The sequence below is a fragment of the Pedobacter sp. NO84 genome (assembly GCF_059703915.1).
Genome location: NZ_AP046575.1, coordinates 3,178,268 through 3,196,614, shown reverse-complemented (window position 1 = coordinate 3,196,614; position 18,347 = coordinate 3,178,268). Strand labels below are relative to the sequence as shown.

At 38.0% G+C, this 18,347-nt stretch carries 16 protein-coding genes; 11 read left to right on the top strand and 5 right to left on the bottom strand.

Features of this window, described 5'->3' with window-relative positions; all coding sequences use genetic code 11:
• Positions 1-49: 49 nt before the first annotated feature.
• The 6 genes from AC6H0V_RS14030 to AC6H0V_RS14005 all read left to right on the top strand — a co-directional run bounded on the left by AC6H0V_RS14030 (position 50) and on the right by AC6H0V_RS14005 (position 4,416).
• On the top strand, positions 50-793 hold the full coding sequence (locus tag AC6H0V_RS14030; protein ID WP_497560818.1) for a shikimate dehydrogenase family protein: 744 nt from the start codon (positions 50-52) through the stop codon (positions 791-793).
• A gap of 1 nt (position 794) precedes the next feature.
• Positions 795-1,379, top strand: a complete 585-nt coding sequence (gldD, locus tag AC6H0V_RS14025; RefSeq protein ID WP_497560817.1) for a gliding motility lipoprotein GldD — start codon at positions 795-797, stop codon at positions 1,377-1,379.
• A gap of 47 nt (positions 1,380-1,426) precedes the next feature.
• Complete coding sequence (locus tag AC6H0V_RS14020; protein WP_497560816.1) at positions 1,427-2,065, top strand: MBL fold metallo-hydrolase; 639 nt, start codon at positions 1,427-1,429, stop codon at positions 2,063-2,065.
• Positions 2,066-2,158: 93 nt separating this feature from the next.
• Positions 2,159-3,391: an ABC transporter permease gene (locus AC6H0V_RS14015; RefSeq protein WP_497560815.1), complete on the top strand. Its 1,233-nt coding sequence runs from the start codon at positions 2,159-2,161 to the stop codon at positions 3,389-3,391.
• Position 3,392: 1 nt separating this feature from the next.
• On the top strand, positions 3,393-3,776 hold the full coding sequence (locus AC6H0V_RS14010) for a hypothetical protein (RefSeq protein WP_497560814.1): 384 nt from the start codon (positions 3,393-3,395) through the stop codon (positions 3,774-3,776).
• Positions 3,777-3,987: 211 nt separating this feature from the next.
• The gene (locus AC6H0V_RS14005; protein WP_497560813.1) at positions 3,988-4,416 is read left to right on the top strand and encodes a hypothetical protein; all 429 of its coding nucleotides are present in this window, start codon (positions 3,988-3,990) and stop codon (positions 4,414-4,416) included.
• 51 nt (positions 4,417-4,467) lie between these two features.
• Here AC6H0V_RS14005 and AC6H0V_RS14000 read toward each other — a convergent pair whose 3' ends face one another.
• Both AC6H0V_RS14000 and mqnB read right to left on the bottom strand, forming a co-directional pair.
• Positions 4,468-5,319 carry a menaquinone biosynthesis family protein gene (locus tag AC6H0V_RS14000; protein ID WP_497560812.1) on the bottom strand — a complete coding sequence of 284 codons (852 nt, stop codon included), beginning with the start codon at positions 5,317-5,319 and terminating at the stop codon, positions 4,468-4,470.
• A 126-nt stretch (positions 5,320-5,445) separates the two neighbouring features.
• Positions 5,446-6,069, bottom strand: coding sequence for a futalosine hydrolase (mqnB, locus tag AC6H0V_RS13995; protein WP_497560811.1), 624 nt, complete (start codon positions 6,067-6,069; stop codon positions 5,446-5,448).
• Between the two features lie 148 nt (positions 6,070-6,217).
• Here mqnB and AC6H0V_RS13990 point away from each other — a divergent pair, with 148 nt between their 5' ends.
• The 4 genes from AC6H0V_RS13990 (at position 6,218) to AC6H0V_RS13975 (ending at position 12,177) form a co-directional block, all read left to right on the top strand.
• A complete protein-coding gene (locus AC6H0V_RS13990; RefSeq protein ID WP_497560810.1) occupies positions 6,218-6,628 on the top strand; it encodes a 6-pyruvoyl trahydropterin synthase family protein in 411 nt (136 codons plus the stop codon).
• A gap of 78 nt (positions 6,629-6,706) precedes the next feature.
• Positions 6,707-7,342 (top strand): GTP cyclohydrolase I FolE, encoded by a 636-nt coding sequence (gene folE / locus AC6H0V_RS13985; RefSeq protein ID WP_497560809.1) that lies wholly within the window; start codon positions 6,707-6,709, stop codon positions 7,340-7,342.
• Between the two features lie 129 nt (positions 7,343-7,471).
• Positions 7,472-8,356 carry an ACP S-malonyltransferase gene (gene fabD / locus AC6H0V_RS13980; RefSeq protein WP_497560808.1) on the top strand — a complete coding sequence of 295 codons (885 nt, stop codon included), beginning with the start codon at positions 7,472-7,474 and terminating at the stop codon, positions 8,354-8,356.
• 83 nt (positions 8,357-8,439) lie between these two features.
• On the top strand, positions 8,440-12,177 hold the full coding sequence (locus AC6H0V_RS13975) for a sensor histidine kinase (protein WP_497560807.1): 3,738 nt from the start codon (positions 8,440-8,442) through the stop codon (positions 12,175-12,177).
• Between the two features lie 170 nt (positions 12,178-12,347).
• On the opposite strand, the gene AC6H0V_RS13970 is transcribed toward AC6H0V_RS13975, so the two are convergent.
• Positions 12,348-13,253, bottom strand: coding sequence for a DUF8428 domain-containing protein (locus AC6H0V_RS13970; protein WP_497560806.1), 906 nt, complete (start codon positions 13,251-13,253; stop codon positions 12,348-12,350).
• A 226-nt stretch (positions 13,254-13,479) separates the two neighbouring features.
• Here AC6H0V_RS13970 and AC6H0V_RS13965 point away from each other — a divergent pair, with 226 nt between their 5' ends.
• Complete coding sequence (locus AC6H0V_RS13965) at positions 13,480-15,021, top strand: glycoside hydrolase family 10-like protein (protein ID WP_497560805.1); 1,542 nt, start codon at positions 13,480-13,482, stop codon at positions 15,019-15,021.
• Positions 15,022-15,075: 54 nt separating this feature from the next.
• Here the strand turns inward: AC6H0V_RS13965 and AC6H0V_RS13960 are convergent, their stop codons facing one another.
• On the bottom strand, positions 15,076-16,224 hold the full coding sequence (locus tag AC6H0V_RS13960) for an acyltransferase family protein (RefSeq protein ID WP_497560804.1): 1,149 nt from the start codon (positions 16,222-16,224) through the stop codon (positions 15,076-15,078).
• A gap of 96 nt (positions 16,225-16,320) precedes the next feature.
• Positions 16,321-18,240 (bottom strand): glucosamine-6-phosphate deaminase, encoded by a 1,920-nt coding sequence (nagB, locus tag AC6H0V_RS13955; RefSeq protein ID WP_497560803.1) that lies wholly within the window; start codon positions 18,238-18,240, stop codon positions 16,321-16,323.
• Positions 18,241-18,347 lie beyond the last annotated feature (107 nt).

Here is an 18,347-nt window from a genome sequence, read left to right as displayed (position 1 = left end):
CAAGAAGGAGATTGCTTCGTCGTACCTCCTCGCAAAGACGACAAAGACCATGAGAACTTTCGGATTAATCGGCTTTCCTTTATCACATTCTTTTTCCAAAAAATTTTTTACGGAAAAATTTGAAAAAGAACATATTGCCGATTGTAAATATGAGTTGTTTCCAATGGCATCAGCTGATGAAATGATGTCGTTAATTAATTCGAATCCCTCTCTTTGCGGATTAAACGTTACCATTCCGCACAAGTTAAACGTACTCCAATACTTAAACTCCATTGATGATGCCGCCAGACAAATTGGTGCGGTTAATTGCATCTCCATTGATCAAACTGGGGATAAAGTTACCTTAAAAGGATACAACACGGATGCTTATGGCTTTACCGAATCGTTAAGGCCGTTGTTGAAAGAACAGCACAACAAAGCATTGATTTTTGGTGACGGTGGAGCGGCGAAAGCCGTAAAATACGCGTTGGGTCAACTTCAAATCCCTTTTTTAGTAGTTTCTAGAAATTTAGGTGATCAAACCATACCTTATAGTGCCATCACGAAAGAATTATTAGCCGAGTATCAGTTGATAATCAATACAACCCCATTGGGGATGTCACCAAATCTAGGCTCGGCGCCCGATATCCCATACCAATACCTAACGCCACAGCATTTGGTATACGATCTGGTTTATAATCCAGCAGAACCTCTGTTTTTAACTAAGGCAAAAGCCCAGGGGGCAGCAATTAAAAATGGATTGGAAATGTTATACCTACAAGCAGAACGTTCTTGGTATATTTGGAATACATAACATGAAGAAGAGAAATTTTATCCTATTTTTAGTAAGCTTCATGCTTTTTGCATGTACGGGGGAAAGCGTGAATACACCAAAGCCCAAAGGTTACTTTAGGATTAATTTCCCTAAAAAGTCATACCACACATTTAATGGCGACTGCCCATTTACGTTTGAATATCCTGTGTATGCCCAAATGGTACCAGATACCGATAAAAATGCACAACCGTGTTGGAATAACCTCAACTTTCCTCAATTTAATGGGCAATTGCATCTAACTTATCACGGCGTTTTTTCAGAAAAAGCTTATAACAACATGACGGAATTAGCTAGGGTTCTTGCAATGAAACATACCATCAAGGCGAGTGCAATAGATCAGAAATTGATTAATTATCCCGATAGGAAAGTTTATGGCATCTATTACGCTATTGAAGGGAACACCGCATCTTCTGTGCAGTTTTTTTTAACGGACAGTGCCAAACACTATGTAAGAGGAGCGCTTTATTTTAATGAACGGCCTCAATATGATTCTATTCAGCCAGTGATCAGGTTTATAAAAAAAGATATTGATAAAATGATCGAAACCTTTAGATGGAAAAACTAAAGTTTAAATGTTGTAATCTTAAACCTTTCAAATTTTAACAACAGCTCATGATTAACTTAAAAAAATTCACATTTAACCCTTATCAGGAAAACACTTATGTTTTGTGGGATGAAACGGGCGCTTGTGTAATTATAGACCCGGGTATGTATGATGGTGCTGAGCAAAACGAACTGGTGTCTTTTATCAGGGAGAATCAGTTACAGCCCACATTGCTTTTAAATACACATTGTCATATCGATCATGTTTTGGGCAATAAATTTGTGTTCGATAACTGGGGTTTAAAACCTCAATTCCATCAAGGAGAACTGTACATCTTACAAGCGGTTCCCGGATATGCGCCTCAAATGGGAATGCACTACGAACTTTCGCCAGAACCTGAAACCTTTTTGCCGGAAACCGGCACCGTAACATTTGGTAACAGTAAGTTGGAACTTATTTTTGCTCCCGGTCATTCTCCCGCACATCTATGTTTTTATGCGCCTGAAGAAAACTTTTTAATTGGGGGAGATGTACTATTTTACCGTAGCATTGGCCGAACCGACCTGCCTGGAGGAAACCATCAGCAATTAATACAAAGTATTAAGAACAATGTATTTAAATTGCCAGATAATTGTGAAGTTTTTCCCGGACATGGACCATCAACAACAATTGGTTTCGAGAAAACAAATAATCCGTTTTTGATGTAAGATGGGAAATGTAAAACGGAAGATGTGGGGGTTAATCTTGAAATCCATCTTCCATTTTCCCTTTTACCTCTTCCATTTCCCTATATTTGATTAATGAATACAGCCTTCTATATCGCCCGTAGATATCTTTTTGCAAAGAAATCGACACATGCCATCAACATCATCTCCATGATCTCGGTTTTGGGCGTTTTTGTAGGAAGCGCAGCATTGATTATTATTCTATCTGTATTTAATGGCTTCGAGGAAGTGGTACTTAAAATGTTTAATACCATCACGCCCCAAATTATCATCATGCCCGCACAAGGCAAAACCTTTAATCCAAATACCGCGTATTTTAATGAACTGAGAAAGGATAGCTCTATATTTTCTTATACCGAGGCCCTTTCTGAGAATGCACTCATCAGGTACAACAATAAGCAGTCTCCAGCTTTGGTAAAAGGTGTGAGCAATGATTTTATTAAAAACAAAAGCCTTGACACCATTATGGTTGAAGGTAAATTTGTAATTGAGGGCGAGGGTTATCCCTTTGCCGTAATTGGATCTGCCTTGCAGGCCTATCTCGGGGTTAACACAAGCGATGCATTTGTTCCCTTGCAGATTTTTTCGCCAAAGAAAGGTGTCCACGCCAGCTCTGTTAATCCTATGGATGATTTTACGGTATTGACAATTGCCCCTTCGGGCGTGTTTGAAATTCAGCAGGACTTTGATAATATCGTTATTGTACCCTTAAGTTTTGCCCGTAAATTACTGAGTGAAGGAACAAAAATTTCGACCATAGAAATTAATGTAAAGGATGGAGTAAACCCTGAAAAATTAAGGATGGAAATATCCGATAAACTGGGAAAAGGTTTTGTAGTTAAAAACCGGGAGCAACAAAATCAAGCACTCTACAATGTCCTCGGATCAGAGAAGTGGATGGTTTACATAATTTTAACCTTTATTTTAATTATTGCAATATTCAATATTATTGGCTCGTTAACGATGTTGGTGATTGATAAGTTAAAGGATATTTCAATTTTAAACAGCCTTGGCGCTGGCAAAAAGTTAATCAAAAGAATATTTTTACTCGAAGGTATGATGATAACCTTAACGGGTTGTATATTTGGATTATTAATCGGATTTATTTTCTGCTTGTTACAACAACGTTTTGGATGGTTTAAAATGGGCGAATCGAATTTGCTAATTCCTAGTGCTTATCCAATTGCATTTAAGTGGACAGATTTTATTCTCGTTTTTGTAACTGTTGGTATTTTTTCTTTTATTGCTTCTGCGCTGGCATCAAATTTAAGCGTTAAGAAAATAGATCATTTAAATCAAGATCTCTAAGATGGATAGGTATAAAAATTTAATGACTTTCTTTATCTTCTCACTGGTTTTACTTACGGCCTGCAAGGGCGGAAAGTCATCCGATGATAAGAATAGTAAGGCGATTGTTGCAAAAGGGCTTTACAGCTACGGTCCCGAAAGTAGATCTTTTATTAACTGCGAAGATGGCAACGAATATTGGGTAGCCGATAGCGCTAAGACATTAGAGCTGGCCTACAATAATCAAGGTTTCGAAAAACCATACACCCCTGTTTATATAGAAGTAGAGTGTAAATTGGTAAAATCTGATACCACAAAAATAACAGGAAGCTACGATTCTACAATGGTGGTTACGAAACTGATAAAAATATCTAAACAGATCCCCGACGGTCCGTGTAATCAGTAATCAGTTAACAGTTCACCATATCAGCTGGTATTTTAACCTAATAGCTCATCTAATTCGATAACCTTTCACCTACCTTGAAACTCGACCATCCTGCATTAAAAAAGCTCCTACAACAAGCATATTCGGCAGAAAAAGCAGCCGCTTCGCTTATATCGGCCATGCTAAGAATGTAAAGACGTTTGAAGAAAAGGCGGCTATCAAACAAATAGAATTGGATGAATGGGGTCACCGAAATGAAGTGTTAGAATTGATGAAGGAATATGATGTGCCCATCTCAAAATGGTACGAGTTTAAATATCATTTAATTGGTAGGACAATTTCAGCCCTCTGTTATATCATTGGAAGATTCATGCCTTTTTTCTTTGCAGGGAAGTTAGAGAGTGGAAATGTGTGCGAATATTTCAGAATGCGACAATATTTTAATGCTATGGGAATATCCAAACACGATCTGTTGTTGTACAACATGGGGATAAAAGAAAAAGAACATGAAGTTTATTTTTTAGCTCAAGTTAAGGACGATAAATTCTTACCCTTTTTCGAAAAGATATTTTCTTGGGGAGTTAATAAAAGTTACAACAACGTTGATCTTACCAGTCAGCTTCCACCAGAAGATTCTGATATATATTGTAAGAGAAACTAAATCCAGTTTACAGTTTATGGTTATCAGTTGTCAACTGGAAATTGTTTACTGCTAACTTACGTACAGATCTTTCGTAAACGCTGGTATCAACCCCTTTTCTAGTGCCATCATAAAAAGTGTATCGATAGCCTTTCTGCCTTCTACACCTAAATTTATCGAATACTTATTAACGTATAGTTCAATGTGTTTGTACATCACACTTTCTTCCATTTCTTGCGCATGGCTACGTATAAAGTCTAGTCCGGATCTTGGATTGGAAAAGGCATATTCAACAGATTTTCTGATTAACCTATTTACTTTTTGGTGTATCTCAGAACTTAACCTCCGATTAATTACAATTCCTCCCAAAGGAATGGGAGCACCGGTTAATTTTTCCCAAAAGTCTCCCAAATCAATCACCTTATGGAGGCCTTTATCTTGATAGGTAAATCTATTTTCATGGATAATCAGTCCCAAATCTATTTCATCATTTAATAATGCTTGCTCGATTTCGGAAAATACCATTTCTTTCTTCTCAGTTAATTGGGGGAACGCTATTCCCAATAAGAAATTGGCTGTTGTGAATTTTCCAGGTATAGCAGTTTTCAGTTGATAGTTTTCAGCGGGCAACTTCAAGTTTATATGCTCAATATTTTCTTTTTTACAGATCAATAGTGGCCCAACACCAAAGCCTAGCGCACTCCCCGCACTTAAGAGCGCATATTTTTCTACAACATAGGCGAATGCGTGGAAACTTAGTTTTGTAATGTCCAATTCGCCCCTCATAGCCTTTTGGTTTAACGTTTCTACATCATCGAACACCACATCAAAGCTTAACCCTTCAGTATCAATTTTACCATGAATTAGGGCGTCAAAAATAAAGGTATCGTTAGGGCAGGGCGAGAAGCCGAGGCTGAGTTTCATTGGGTAAAGATAAGTAAAGTTTGGGGTTTGGAGTTTGGAGTCCGAAAGTCCGAATCCCGATAGCTATCGGGACTGAAAGTCCGAAAGAAAATAAACGGTAGGTTAGTATTAATCTGTGCAATCTTCTTAACCGGTGTAATCATTTAAAAATTGTATCAACCAATCATTTAAATTTTTAATCGCTAAGTCAATTTGCCAGTCTTCTTTCGTCCTTGGCACTACATAATTAGAAACGCTCCGTATCTGTAAACAGGGCACGTTGCTTTTTTCGCAGGCATAAAAAACGGCAGCCCCTTCCATGCTTTCGATTTGCGCATCAAACTGTTGTTTAGCCTTCTCTATACTTTCCTTATTACCGTGTACCTTATTTACGGTAATGGCCTTAACTTTTGGTAAATCAGGAAGGCTAATACTCGATAAATAAGTGCTTATGCCAAAGCCGAGGTCGTCTATAGAAATAAATTTGTCATGGTCCTCAGCTCCTAATTCTGCAAATGTGTCGCTGTAAACGTTAACTACACTTCCTAGAGGGATGCTCTGATCAAAACTTCCTGCAATTCCCATATTTAATACCAATTGATAATCGTCTGTTAAGTGTTTTCCCAATGAAAAAGCAGTAGCCGTCATGCCCACACCAGTAATCAACACGTCAAATTTGTGATGTTTAACAAAAATTTCACTGGGGAGATCATACTGCCTATATAACCCTGTTAATTCGTGTTTTGTAGCCGCAACGATGAGAAGTTTCATGGAGTAAATGTATAAATTTCGGTCGATAGTCCATAGTCGATAGCCCATAGATTGCACGCATAGACATTACGGTTATTGACCATGGTCTATGGACTATCGACATATTATTAACCAACCAATGCGTATATTTGCTTTTTATTTTAGAACAATGATTTATATTACACGTAGGGAAAGTTTTAATGCTGCTCACAAGTTATCCAGAGCAGATTGGAGCGAAGAAGAGAATATTGCTGTTTATGGCAAGTGTGCCAATCCAAACTGGCACGGACATAACTATCATTTATATGTGACAGTTAAAGGAGAGGTTAATCCAGAAACCGGTTTTTTGGTTGATTTGAAATGGCTAAAACAAATAATAAATACGTATGTAGTGGATAAGGTAGACCATAGAAATCTTAACTTGGATGTAGATTTTATGAAAGATAAACTGGCATCTACTGAAAATTTGGCCATTGCTGTATGGGATATACTTTCGCCATACATTGAAGAAAGCGGCGCACACCTGCATTGCATTAAAATTTATGAAACCGAAAATAATTTTGTAGAATATTTCGGTTAAGAGACCCGCGTAAAGCGATAAGCGTCTTAAGACAAACTAACGCCTTACGCCAACCGCCCAGCGCTTAACAAAAAATACATGGAAAACAACAACTATAACTACGACGATGAGGTATTGGGCTATCAGAAAATAGACCGGTATGATGAAGAGAAGATAACGGCTGTAGCTAAGCATTATAAGGATATTTTAGGACAATTGGGCGAAGACCCTAGCAGAGAAGGGCTGTTAAAAACGCCTGAACGAGTGGCCAAGGCACTTCAATACCTTACCCATGGGTATGATATCCAACCCGAGCAAATTCTTCGCTCTGCAATGTTCAAGGAAGATTATAGCCAAATGGTTGTAGTAAAAGATATTGAGGTATTTTCGATGTGCGAGCACCATATGTTACCTTTTTTTGGAAAGGCACATATCGCGTATATTCCGAACGGTCACATTGTTGGACTTAGCAAAATCCCTAGAGTAGTGGATGCTTTTGCAAGAAGGCTTCAGGTACAAGAACGTTTAACTAATGAAATTAGAGATTGCATTCAGGAAACGCTCCAGCCCGCTGGTGTAGCTGTGGTAATAGAATGCAAGCATTTATGCATGGCTATGCGTGGTGTTCAGAAACAAAATTCTGTTACCACCACATCCGCATTTACCGGAGAGTTTATCAGTAACGATAAAACAAGGGCAGAGTTTTTGCGGTTGATTACGGCTAACCTGCATTAAAGGGCCTAGTGCATGGAGCATAGCGCTGGGATTGCAAAAAACAGATTAAGATAAATTACATATAAATGTGTAGCGTATAAGTTTAGGCATCATGCCTTCAGCTCATAACTCACAACCCACAACCAAATTATGAAGGCATATATTTTTCCAGGGCAAGGTGCTCAATTTTCAGGGATGGGCAAGGATCTTTACGAAAATCCAAAAGCCCAAGAACTGTTTGAAAAAGCAAATGAGATTATCGGTTTTCGCATTAGCGACATTATGTTTGGTGGAACGGATGAAGAACTAAAGCAGACAAACGTAACGCAACCGGCAATTTTTTTGCATTCTGTGATATTAGCAAAGGTTTTAGGTAATGATTTCAAGCCCGATATGGTAGCAGGCCATTCATTGGGCGAGTTTTCGGCACTGGTGGCCGCCAATGCCATGTCTTTTGAAGACGGATTAAAATTGGTAATTGCCCGTGCCAACGCGATGCAAAAAGCATGTGAAGTTCAGCCCTCAACTATGGCAGCAATTTTAGGACTGGCAGACGAGGTAGTAGAAGAGGTTTGCGCAAGTATTGATGCGGTTGTTGTGCCTGCTAATTACAATTGCCCAGGTCAGCTCGTTATTTCTGGTAGCATCGAAGGCATAGATGAAGCATGTGTGAAATTAACCGAGGCGGGTGCAAAAAGAGCGTTAAAATTGAGTGTTGGAGGTGCTTTCCATTCGCCACTTATGGAACCGGCAAAAGTTGAGCTGCAGGATGCAATCGAAAAAACTCTGATTTCAGCTCCTATATGCCCAATCTATCAAAACGTAACCGCTAAGCCAACTACTGATCCCGAAACCATTAAGGCAAATCTTATAGCACAATTAACGGGGGCTGTTAGGTGGACCCAAATGGCTACAAACATGATTGCCGATGGTGCTACAGAATTTATTGAAGTCGGACCAGGAAATGTTTTACAAGGCCTGGTTAAAAAAGTAAATAGAGAAGTACTAACAAGCAGTGCAAATATAGACGAATAGTGAAACGCATTTGGCGAAAAGCGTACAGCATGCCTAACGCTTTATCGCCCAACGCTTAACTCAAGAACTTAAAGGACTATCAAGTGAGTATAGGAGGTAAAATTCGGTTTCTTTTATTGCTTTTAGGCATTTGCTGTATTGTTACCGCACTGTCTTTAAACAATTCGGTTACCAGAAAAGACCTGCTTGTTCATGAAGCCAGTGAACTACAACGCAACCTTTCTGTAAAGGAGAGGGTTGTTCAGAATTACTTGAACAACCCCGAAAAACTTAATGAGCTAAAACAGCTATATAAAGACGAAAAGCTTGCTCAAAAATTTATTGCTGATTATCGGGAAAATGGGATTAATGTTCTCGTCTATAAAAACAATATACTTCAGTTCTGGAGTTCCTCTAAAGCGTTTCCGCAAAATGTAGCCCGTTTAAAAGAGGGGATTTCATTTACTCCTTTGTTAAATGGATGGTATGAGCTTAACAAAAAAACAACGGGCAATTATGTAATTGTGTTCATGATCAGTGTTAAAACACAATACAATATCGAGAACCAATACCTTAAAAACGGCATCGTACCCGAACTTTTCCCAAGAAATAGTTTAGTGCTAGCCACTTTTACGGATAAAGAAATAGTAGACATTTTTACCATCAATAAAGAATATCTTTTCCCTGTAAAACTGAGCGAAGAGAACTTTAAGAACAGCTATGTAACACTTAAATTGTGGTTATGGATAGTAGGGCTCTTAAGCGTGTGCTTATTTGTGAATTCTTATTGCCGTTGGCTGGCAAAAAAAGGATATGTCTTATCAGCAACATTAATATTAGGCATATTTTTTATTGCGATCCGGCTATCGGACCTTAAATTCTTTTGGTTTAACCACCAGTTTAACCTCGATGTTTTTAGTCCTTATATTTTTGCACAGGGTGAAATTTTACCTTCATTGGGCGATTTATTCCTTCATGTTCTGGCAGGAACATGGGTAGTTTTGTTTGCGTATGTCCATAGTAATGAATATGTTTTGCCTAAATGGTTAACCAAGACTAAGCTTGCGGGCATTGCCTTTCATGTATTTGCTGTGATTATACTTTCGGCATCAGCATTTGCTATTAATGAAATTTTTGATGGGCTAATCCTTAACTCCAAGATTAACTTTGATATCACCAATATCATTAATCTAGACCTTATTAGCTGGATAAGTATTATGATTTTGTGCATAATCTGGTTCAATATCTATACCATAGCAAATATTCTTATTGAGCTGAGCAAACAGGTAAAGGTTAATAATAGAGAAAGACTTATCCTATTCCTGCTCATGTTGGGAGCCTATACGGTATATAAGTTAGCCACAGATTTTAATGTGTTCTTTTTGGTATATGGGCTGCTTATCTTCATTATTGCATGGAATAATTATATCCAATTTAAGAAATTCTCAATTGGCGTTTATGCCGTGCTATTCTTATCAATGGCTTTCCTTACCTCATTAAAATACCTGAAGTTTAACGACATTAAGGAAAGGAGCACCCGAGAAAGCATTGAGCGGAAATTGTTGGATGCCGACGATCCAAAAGCAATTAACGCCATCACCAGCTTTGAAGCGGGAATTACCTCCGATTCATTGATTGTAGAATATTTTAAACAACCGAAAATGATGAAGACGTTTAGTTTTCACAATTATATTGTTAAAAAATATTTGGATGGTTATTTGTCCCGCTTCGATTCGAAAATGTACGAGTATAATAAACTCGATTCTACTTTAACTAACGACGAGGTTGTCCCCTTTTCAAAATATAAGGATCTAGTAAAGTCTGGAGCTTTTAAATTAGATGAAGTGAGTTATTCGTATAAGATCAACGATACTTTCGGCTTTCAGGATTATTTTGGGATCATTCCCATATTTGATGGCAAAAATCTTTTAGGAAAACTGGTTATCGAACTCAAATCTCAGCCGTACGATTTTAACAGTCGTTTCCCCGAATTACTAATTGATGGTAAATTGAAAAGCGATGAGGATTTTGGAGATTATTCCTTGGCTTTTTACAAAGATAATAGACTTCTTAGCCAATCTGGGCAATATACTTATGATATGGTTAACTCAACATCTAAAGGTTTTAAAGGTGTTTTGGGTGATGTGGTTTTTAAGAATGAGATCACTAGCGATCGAAATTATAGTCATGCAATCTATAAGCCCAACGCGTCTAAGCTGATCATCATGACCAAAGAAAAAATCTCTTTCGTAGTGCGTTTGGCAACATTGTCCTTCTTCTTTTTGGTGTTTATCTTATTTGGTATAGCCCTTTACATTATTATTTGGTTCATTAAAAATATTGATGACAATGAAGCGGGATGGTTTAATATCAATCGGTATTTGATGATCAACGCGAACAAAATTCTCTATAAAACAAGGATTCAGGTTTCTGTGGTTCTATCGGTTGTTGCCACATTGATTATTGTAGGGTGGACAACTTTTTATTACATCAAAGACGAATACCTTAAGCAACAATCAAATTCTATTAGGGAAAAAGTGAGAAAGATCCAGCTTTCTTACGAGAAACAGATCCTTAATACAGGAATAATCTATAATGATGATGAGGCGAAATCCGACTTTACACAGTTTGCTGATGTAAATGCCGCATTCTTAAATCTCTACGATACCGATGGAACACTGATTTTAACTTCATTGGATAAAATGTACGAGCAGGGAATTATTGGGAAGAAGATGGGCCCTAAAGCTTATATTCATCTTCATTTGATGCAACGGTCCGAATACGTAAATCCAGTAGAAAAAATCGGAAGTTTTAGCTATGCTGCGGCCTATGCTCCCATTAGAAATGCCCAAAACCAGACGATTGCCTATATCGGTCTGCCCTATTACGCGAATGAAGCCGATTATCAAGAAAAAATCGGATTATTTATCAATACCCTTATCAATATTTATGCGCTCGTATTTGTGCTTATCGGAGTGTTAGCAGTTTTCTTGGCCAACCAGATCACAAGCCCACTAACCTTTATACAGGAAAGTATCCGTAAAACGAAGTTGGGACAGAGAAACCAGCCCATTGTATGGCATAGACAGGATGAAATAGGCTCTTTAATTAAAGAGTATAATAAAATGATTGCCGCATTGGAACTTAGTGCCGTAAAATTGGCGCGGTCAGAGCGAGAAAGCGCATGGAGGGAAATGGCAAAACAAGTGGCCCACGAAATAAAAAATCCGCTCACACCCCTAAAACTTGGAGTACAGTTGTTAGAAAAATCGTGGAAAGAAAATGATCCTAACTTTGAAAAAAAATTCGCGAGTTTTAACAAATCTTTTATTGAACAAATTGATAGTTTAGCCACCATTGCATCAGAGTTTTCAAACTTTGCCAAAATGCCTGACACTAAATTAGAGCGATTGGAACTGTTGCCTTTCATTGATCAGGCGCTGGCGGTTTTTAACACTTCAGATCAGGTAGAAATTGCTATTTTAAATAGAACCAATAGAAAAGTGGTTGTGCTAGGGGATAAAGATCAATTGATCAGAATTTTTAATAATTTACTTAAAAATGCGATCGAAGCTAGTGAAGGTAAATCCAAGTGCGTTATTCAGATCCGCATTATAAATGATGAAAAAAATGCCTATGTGGAAGTAGAGGATAATGGCAAAGGAATAGATTCTGCATTGCAAGATAAAATCTTCGTGCCTAACTTTACTACAAAATCATCAGGAACCGGTTTAGGTTTAGCTTTCGTAAAACAGGCAATAGAAAACGCAGGGGGTACAATCGGCTTTACTTCGGCAGTAAATAAGGGAACTACCTTTTATTTAACGATGCCTCTGGCCTAGTGTGGGAAGTGAGGCTCTATTGTTATATTGTTCGATTGTTATATTGTTTGCGACTCATCATTACAACGATTTAACGATAAACCAATCGTAGTTATTTATCGCGATTCTCTGTATAAGTCGCTAATCTTCATACCAACAATTTAACAATAAAGCAATTTAGCAATTCTTTATTATCGCAGTTCGATCTGGCTTTTGCCCATCGTATAGCCATCAGCATATAAAATGATGGAATATTTACCTTTTATAAACTCTTTCGGGTTGGTCCAATCTATTTTGTAGACCGTTTCATCATCATTATATGAAAATTCGATAGCGCTACTAAATTGCATCTGCTGACCTTCGGCAACAAAAGTATTGTTCTCATCTGCTATCAGATTTCCAGAAGGGTCAAATACTCTTAAAAATACTTTATGGTAATTTTTTTCTGCTAGGGGATTTGGAACAATCGCAAATGTAATGGTTAATTTATTAGCTGTACTAGCCCTTGTAACCAGTATATTTTTTCCGCTACTTTTCACTTTAAAAGCGTCAATTCGAATGTTTGCTGATTTTAAAGCTGCTCCGACTACTACCTTCGCATTTAAATCTTCGTTTTCTTTTGCAAGATTATCTGCTTTTTCGCTAATACTTTGTGCAGTACTCTTTAAACTATCTCGTTCGGTTTTTAGGTAAGAATTTTCTTTTTCGAGCCTTGCAATCTGATCATTATAATTTTTAACAAATTCACGAAGTTCCTTGATTTGGTTTTGGGCCTCATTTAAATCGCCTTGGGTAAGCTGTCCCTTTTGTAATGATAATTTTAACTCTGCTATTTTCGCTCTGGCCAATTTTTGCTCTTGCACTAAGCGATCGCTCAAGGTAACATTTAAAGAATTTACCTTATCAAGCTCGGCTTCAATCTTTTCGACCTCTAAGTTTAAGCGGTCTTTCTCGGTGCTAACAGTTACAAAACGGCTATCTTGTTGCTTATCCTTAAAATACAAATAAGCATTGATTCCTAAAAGGGCAGCAATAACTATAACTAAAAAGTAAACCTTGTTTCTATCAACTTTATTAATGGGCTCTTGATCTTGCATACTTGCTTAAATTTTTATCAAAAAAGGCTGATAAATTTCAATTCTAGAGATTCTTTAACTTGAACTGGGCGGCTAACATAGTATAAAAAAATGAAAAGTGTAAAATTTGTGGCATTTTTGTATCAGATTCTTTTCAATTAAACGTTTACTAGTAAATCAAAAACCTATTTTTGTATTTTGAATACTACATTTTAAACCTAATTTTCTTTTTTACTAAACTCTTACAATGTCTAAAAGCTATTTTTGCGCACTTTTAATCCTATTAGCAGCACCACTTTTTACTAGCGCACAAATCCCCGCAAAAATTGCTCCAAAACGCGAATTTAGAGGCGTTTGGGTTGCCTCTGTTTCCAATATCGACTGGCCTTCGAAACCTGGCCTATCGGTTGATCAGCAAAAGCAGGAATTGATCGGAATTTTAGAACAGCACAAAAACAACGGCCTAAATGCAGTAATGCTACAGATCAGGCCTACTGCCGATGCCTTATATGCCAAGTCTAGAGAGCTGTGGAGCCATTGGTTAATGGGCAAACAGGGTTTGGCTCCCGCCGATGGATATGATCCTTTAGAATTTGCTATTAAAGAAGCGCATTCTAGAGGAATGGAGCTTCATGCTTGGTTTAATCCTTACCGTGCTACTATGACCGCTAATCAGGTTGTTAGTCCAGAACACATCATAAAAAAGCGCCCTGATTGGTTTTATACCTATGGTGGTCAAAAACTTTTTGATCCGGGACTGCCCGAAGTTAGAGAATATATTGTTCAGGTGATACTGGATGTTGTAAAAGAATATGATATAGACGGCGTACATTTTGATGATTATTTTTACCCTTACAGGATAGAAGGACAACGGATTAACGATAGTGCAACTTTTGCAAAGTACCCAAATGGTTTTACCAATGTTGAAGACTGGCGCAGAAACAATGTGGACGTCCTCATTAAAGCGGTTAACGATAGCGTGCATTTTTATAAAAAGTATGTCAAATTTGGAGTTAGCCCATTCGGAATTTGGAAAAATATTAGGGAAGATACGCTTGGATCCAAGACAAATGGATTATCCAATTATCACGAATTATATGCCGATTCGAGGAAGTGGATCAAGGAAGGTTGGGTAGACTACATCAATCCCCAAATCTACTTTACATTTAGTAGAGCAGTAGCCCCATTTGGGGTGCTATTGGATTGGTGGGCCAACAATACTTATGGGCGACATTTGTACATCGGACAGGCCGCATACCTTGTTCATGGAATGCCTTCAAGGCAAGAAGCGGCTTGGGGCAAGCTGAGCGAAATTCCAAATCAGATCAGATATTTGCGACAGAACAATAGAGTTCAGGGAAGTATTTTCTTTAGTTCTAAATCACTTGCTACGGTTGCAAAGGCGGTAGCTGATTCGCTGCGAACTGATTTGTATAAATATCCCGCATTACCTCCGCAAATGCCTTGGTTAGATGATGTTATTCCGAATACCCCACAAACATTTACTGCAGAATCATTAACTGATGGAGTAAATCTGAAGTGGATGAAGCCACTTAAGGCTAAAGATGGAGAAACTGCTTCTGGTTATGTGATCTATAGGGCCGAAGGCGATGAGAAGATCAGTACCTTAAATCCAAAATATATCCTGAGAATCAGCTTTCAGGACTATACATTTTTCTTAGATACAAATACAGAGAAAGGCAAGAAATATACCTATTTGGTTACAGCACTAGACCGTTTAAAGAATGAAAGTGATCCCAGCGTTGCGATAACCGTGCAAGCGAAGTAGTTGCAGTTAGCAGTTAGTTCAAGTTAAGGGCTTTTGCAATGTTTTCAAAAAATGCTAAACTTTAATAATGATGTTCTTTTTATACATCACCCATAGGATAACATAAAAGAATAAAATAACAAAAATAGCATAGGCTAGTGATGCATTTATCGGCGAAAAATAAGGCTCAAAAAACTTTTGATAAAATGCGGTAAGTGCACCGGTTTTATCCCCATTAGCTTGTTCAATTTTTATCATATTGATTAAACGAGGAAGCAAACCCGCAACAAAAAATACGGTGATCGCATTTACCCCATAGATTACAAAAGGTTTGGTAAAACGATTGTATTTATTGATGTCGATTATCCAATAACAAAAAGCCAGGGCCATGGTTGCTAAACCGCCGGTATACAGCACATAAGAACTGGTCCATAAGGCTTTGTTGATGGGAAATTCCAAATCCCATAGCAATCCTGCCATAACGCAAAGGATCCCAATACTAAACAGCCATGAAATTTTTGTGCCGGGCTCTACATCCTTTCTTTTTAAATATACACCAACCAATACGCCGAACAGCCCTGTGGCTATGGCTGGTAGCGTGCTTAAAATTCCTTCGGGATCCCATGTTTTGGATGATTTCCATAAATGTGCTTCCGTTAAAATTGTTCGGTCTAACCAGGCTCCCAAATTGGTTTCCTTCTCAAGATTGGCATAACCTACCCCTGGAACGGGAACAAACATCATTAATGCCCAATATGCAAATAAAATAATGACAAGGGTCCTAAATATAGACTTCTCTGAGAGCTTTAAAAAGAGTACCGAAGAGATAAAAAACACCACACCAATCCGTTGTAACACCCCAAAAATGCGAATGGTTTCCAACGATTCCATGAATTTAAACGTAGAAAAATTTCTTGGAAAAAAGGCTAGAAATAAGCCCAATCCAAATAAAATCAAGCCTCTTTTTAAGGCTCTTAAGATGGTCTTATTGTGGCTGGCAGGATCTAACTTTTTACTGCCCATGGCGTAAGCGATAGACACCCCAACAATGAACAAAAAGAAAGGAAATACAAGATCCGTTGGTGTACACCCATTCCATTCGGCATGCTCTAGTGGTGCATAAATATTACTCCAGCTTCCTGGATTATTTACCAATATCATGGTGGCCACAGTTAGGCCACGAAAGAAATCGAGAGATAAAAGTCGTTGTGAGGGTGCGTTCATTTTTAACGGATTTGTAAAGCAATTTATAAAAAAATACTGACTTACGAAGTCTTAAGACTTCGTAAATGGTTTTACCAAATGCTCAGCGCCTATCGCCTAAAACTTAAACCTCACAAACGCTTCCATGGCTTCATAATCCGCTAAACCCAAACTATCGTAAGATTTTGCTGTTTCTCTATTTCTGTCTTCTGCTCTCTGCCAAAATTCTCGAGCGTCATCACCCGGAAAAACGGCCCTGTCTTTTTGGGATTGGTGTTTAAAAATGGCAAACTTTTTCCGCTCAACTTCTTGCGGACTTAAGGGTACTGCCATTTCAATTTCATGCGTTTCAAACTCTAGCCATGCTCCTCTATACATCCACAACCAACAGTCGTTAACCCAGGATTCTGTTTTTTGTAAACGCCTTAAAGCTGTTATGATGATGTTAAAACAAACAATGTGTGTACCATGTGGATCTTCAAAATCACCTGCTGCAAACACTTGTTGAGGTTTTACTTTTTGGAGCAATTCCATAGTTAACAAAACATCAGCTTCTGTTATGGGATTTTTGGAGCTTTTTCCGCTTTCGTAAAATGGTAAAGCCATAAAATGGATGTGATCATCCCTTAATCCACAATATCTAGCCCCCGCTATCGCCTCTCCTTTTCTAATTAGGCCTTTTACGGTCTGTATCTCTTGCGTATCAATTTGGTTCGGTTGTTTTTTAGCAATAAAGCTCCTCATCCTTTGGTACATCTCCAGCATTTCGGGATGGGCCATGCCCATTTTTTCTGAAAAGTCGATGTTAAACTCTACAAAACGTAAAGCATCATCATCCCAAACGGCCGTATTTCCGGATGTCTGATAAGCTACATGTACGTCGTGCTGTTGATCAACAAGCCTAATGAATGTTCCTCCCATCGAAATCACGTCATCATCAGGATGGGGAGAAAAGATAAGAACTTTCTTTTTTGCTGGTTCGGCACGTTCAGGCCGCTGGCTATCATCGGCATTTGGCTTTCCTCCCGGCCAACCGGTAATAGTATGTTGTAATTTATTAAATATATGGATGTTGATATTGTAAACGGGACCTTTTTCCAGCGCTAATTGCGCCATTCCGTTATTGTTAAAATCGTCTTCAGTTAATTTTAAGATTGGTTTCTTTAAGGTGTTAGCCAACCAGATTACTGCTTTTCTTATCAGTTTATCTGTCCAAATACAATCTTTAACCAGCCATGGTGTATCAAACCTTGTTAATTGGGAAGCAGCGTCTATATCCAAGATAAACTCAACATTATCAGAAAGCTGAAGATAAGTGGCGGGAACATCACTAGACATTTCTCCTTCAACAGCTTTTTTTATAATCGAAGCCTTTTTTTGGTTCCAGGCCATCAATACAATTTCCCTTGCCTTAAAAATAGTGCCTATCCCCATGGTAATGGCCTTTGTGGGCACAAAAGATTTACCACCAAAATCACGGGCGGCATCTCTTCTTGTCAGGTCATCTAAGGTAACCAATCGGGTACCAGAATTGGGTGCAGATCCTGGCTCGTTAAATCCAATGTGACCGGTACGGCCAATCCCTAAAATTTGCATATCCAAGCCACCTAATTCACCGATTTTGCGTTCATACTCTAAGCAAAAAGCTGGGATTTCTTCTAATTTTAATGTTCCATCCGGAATATGTACATTTTTCTTGTCAATATCTATATGGTCAAACAAATGCTCATTCATAAATGAAACATAACTTTGTGCCGCAGTAGGCAACATCGGATAGTACTCGTCCAGATTAAAGGTGATTACATTTTTAAAGCTTAGACCTTCTTCAGCATGTAAGCGTACCAATTCTGCATAAACTGCAATAGGTGTAGCTCCTGTAGCTAAGCCCAGCACCGCTGGTAAATTGCTATTTTGTTTAGCTTTAATAATGTTGGCTATTCGTTGCGCAACATTGATAGATGCCTCTTTTGGATTTTTAAAAACGGTAACAGGGAGTTTTTCGAACCTCGTTTCTTCTAACAGATTTAATCTTGCCATTAATCTTTTATAATTTAGTGAACGGAGCAGTAAATATAGGAGTATTTTTAAAATTGACGTATAAAATTTAATCAGATTACCTTTAACGTGGTTACCTTTAGCTAAAT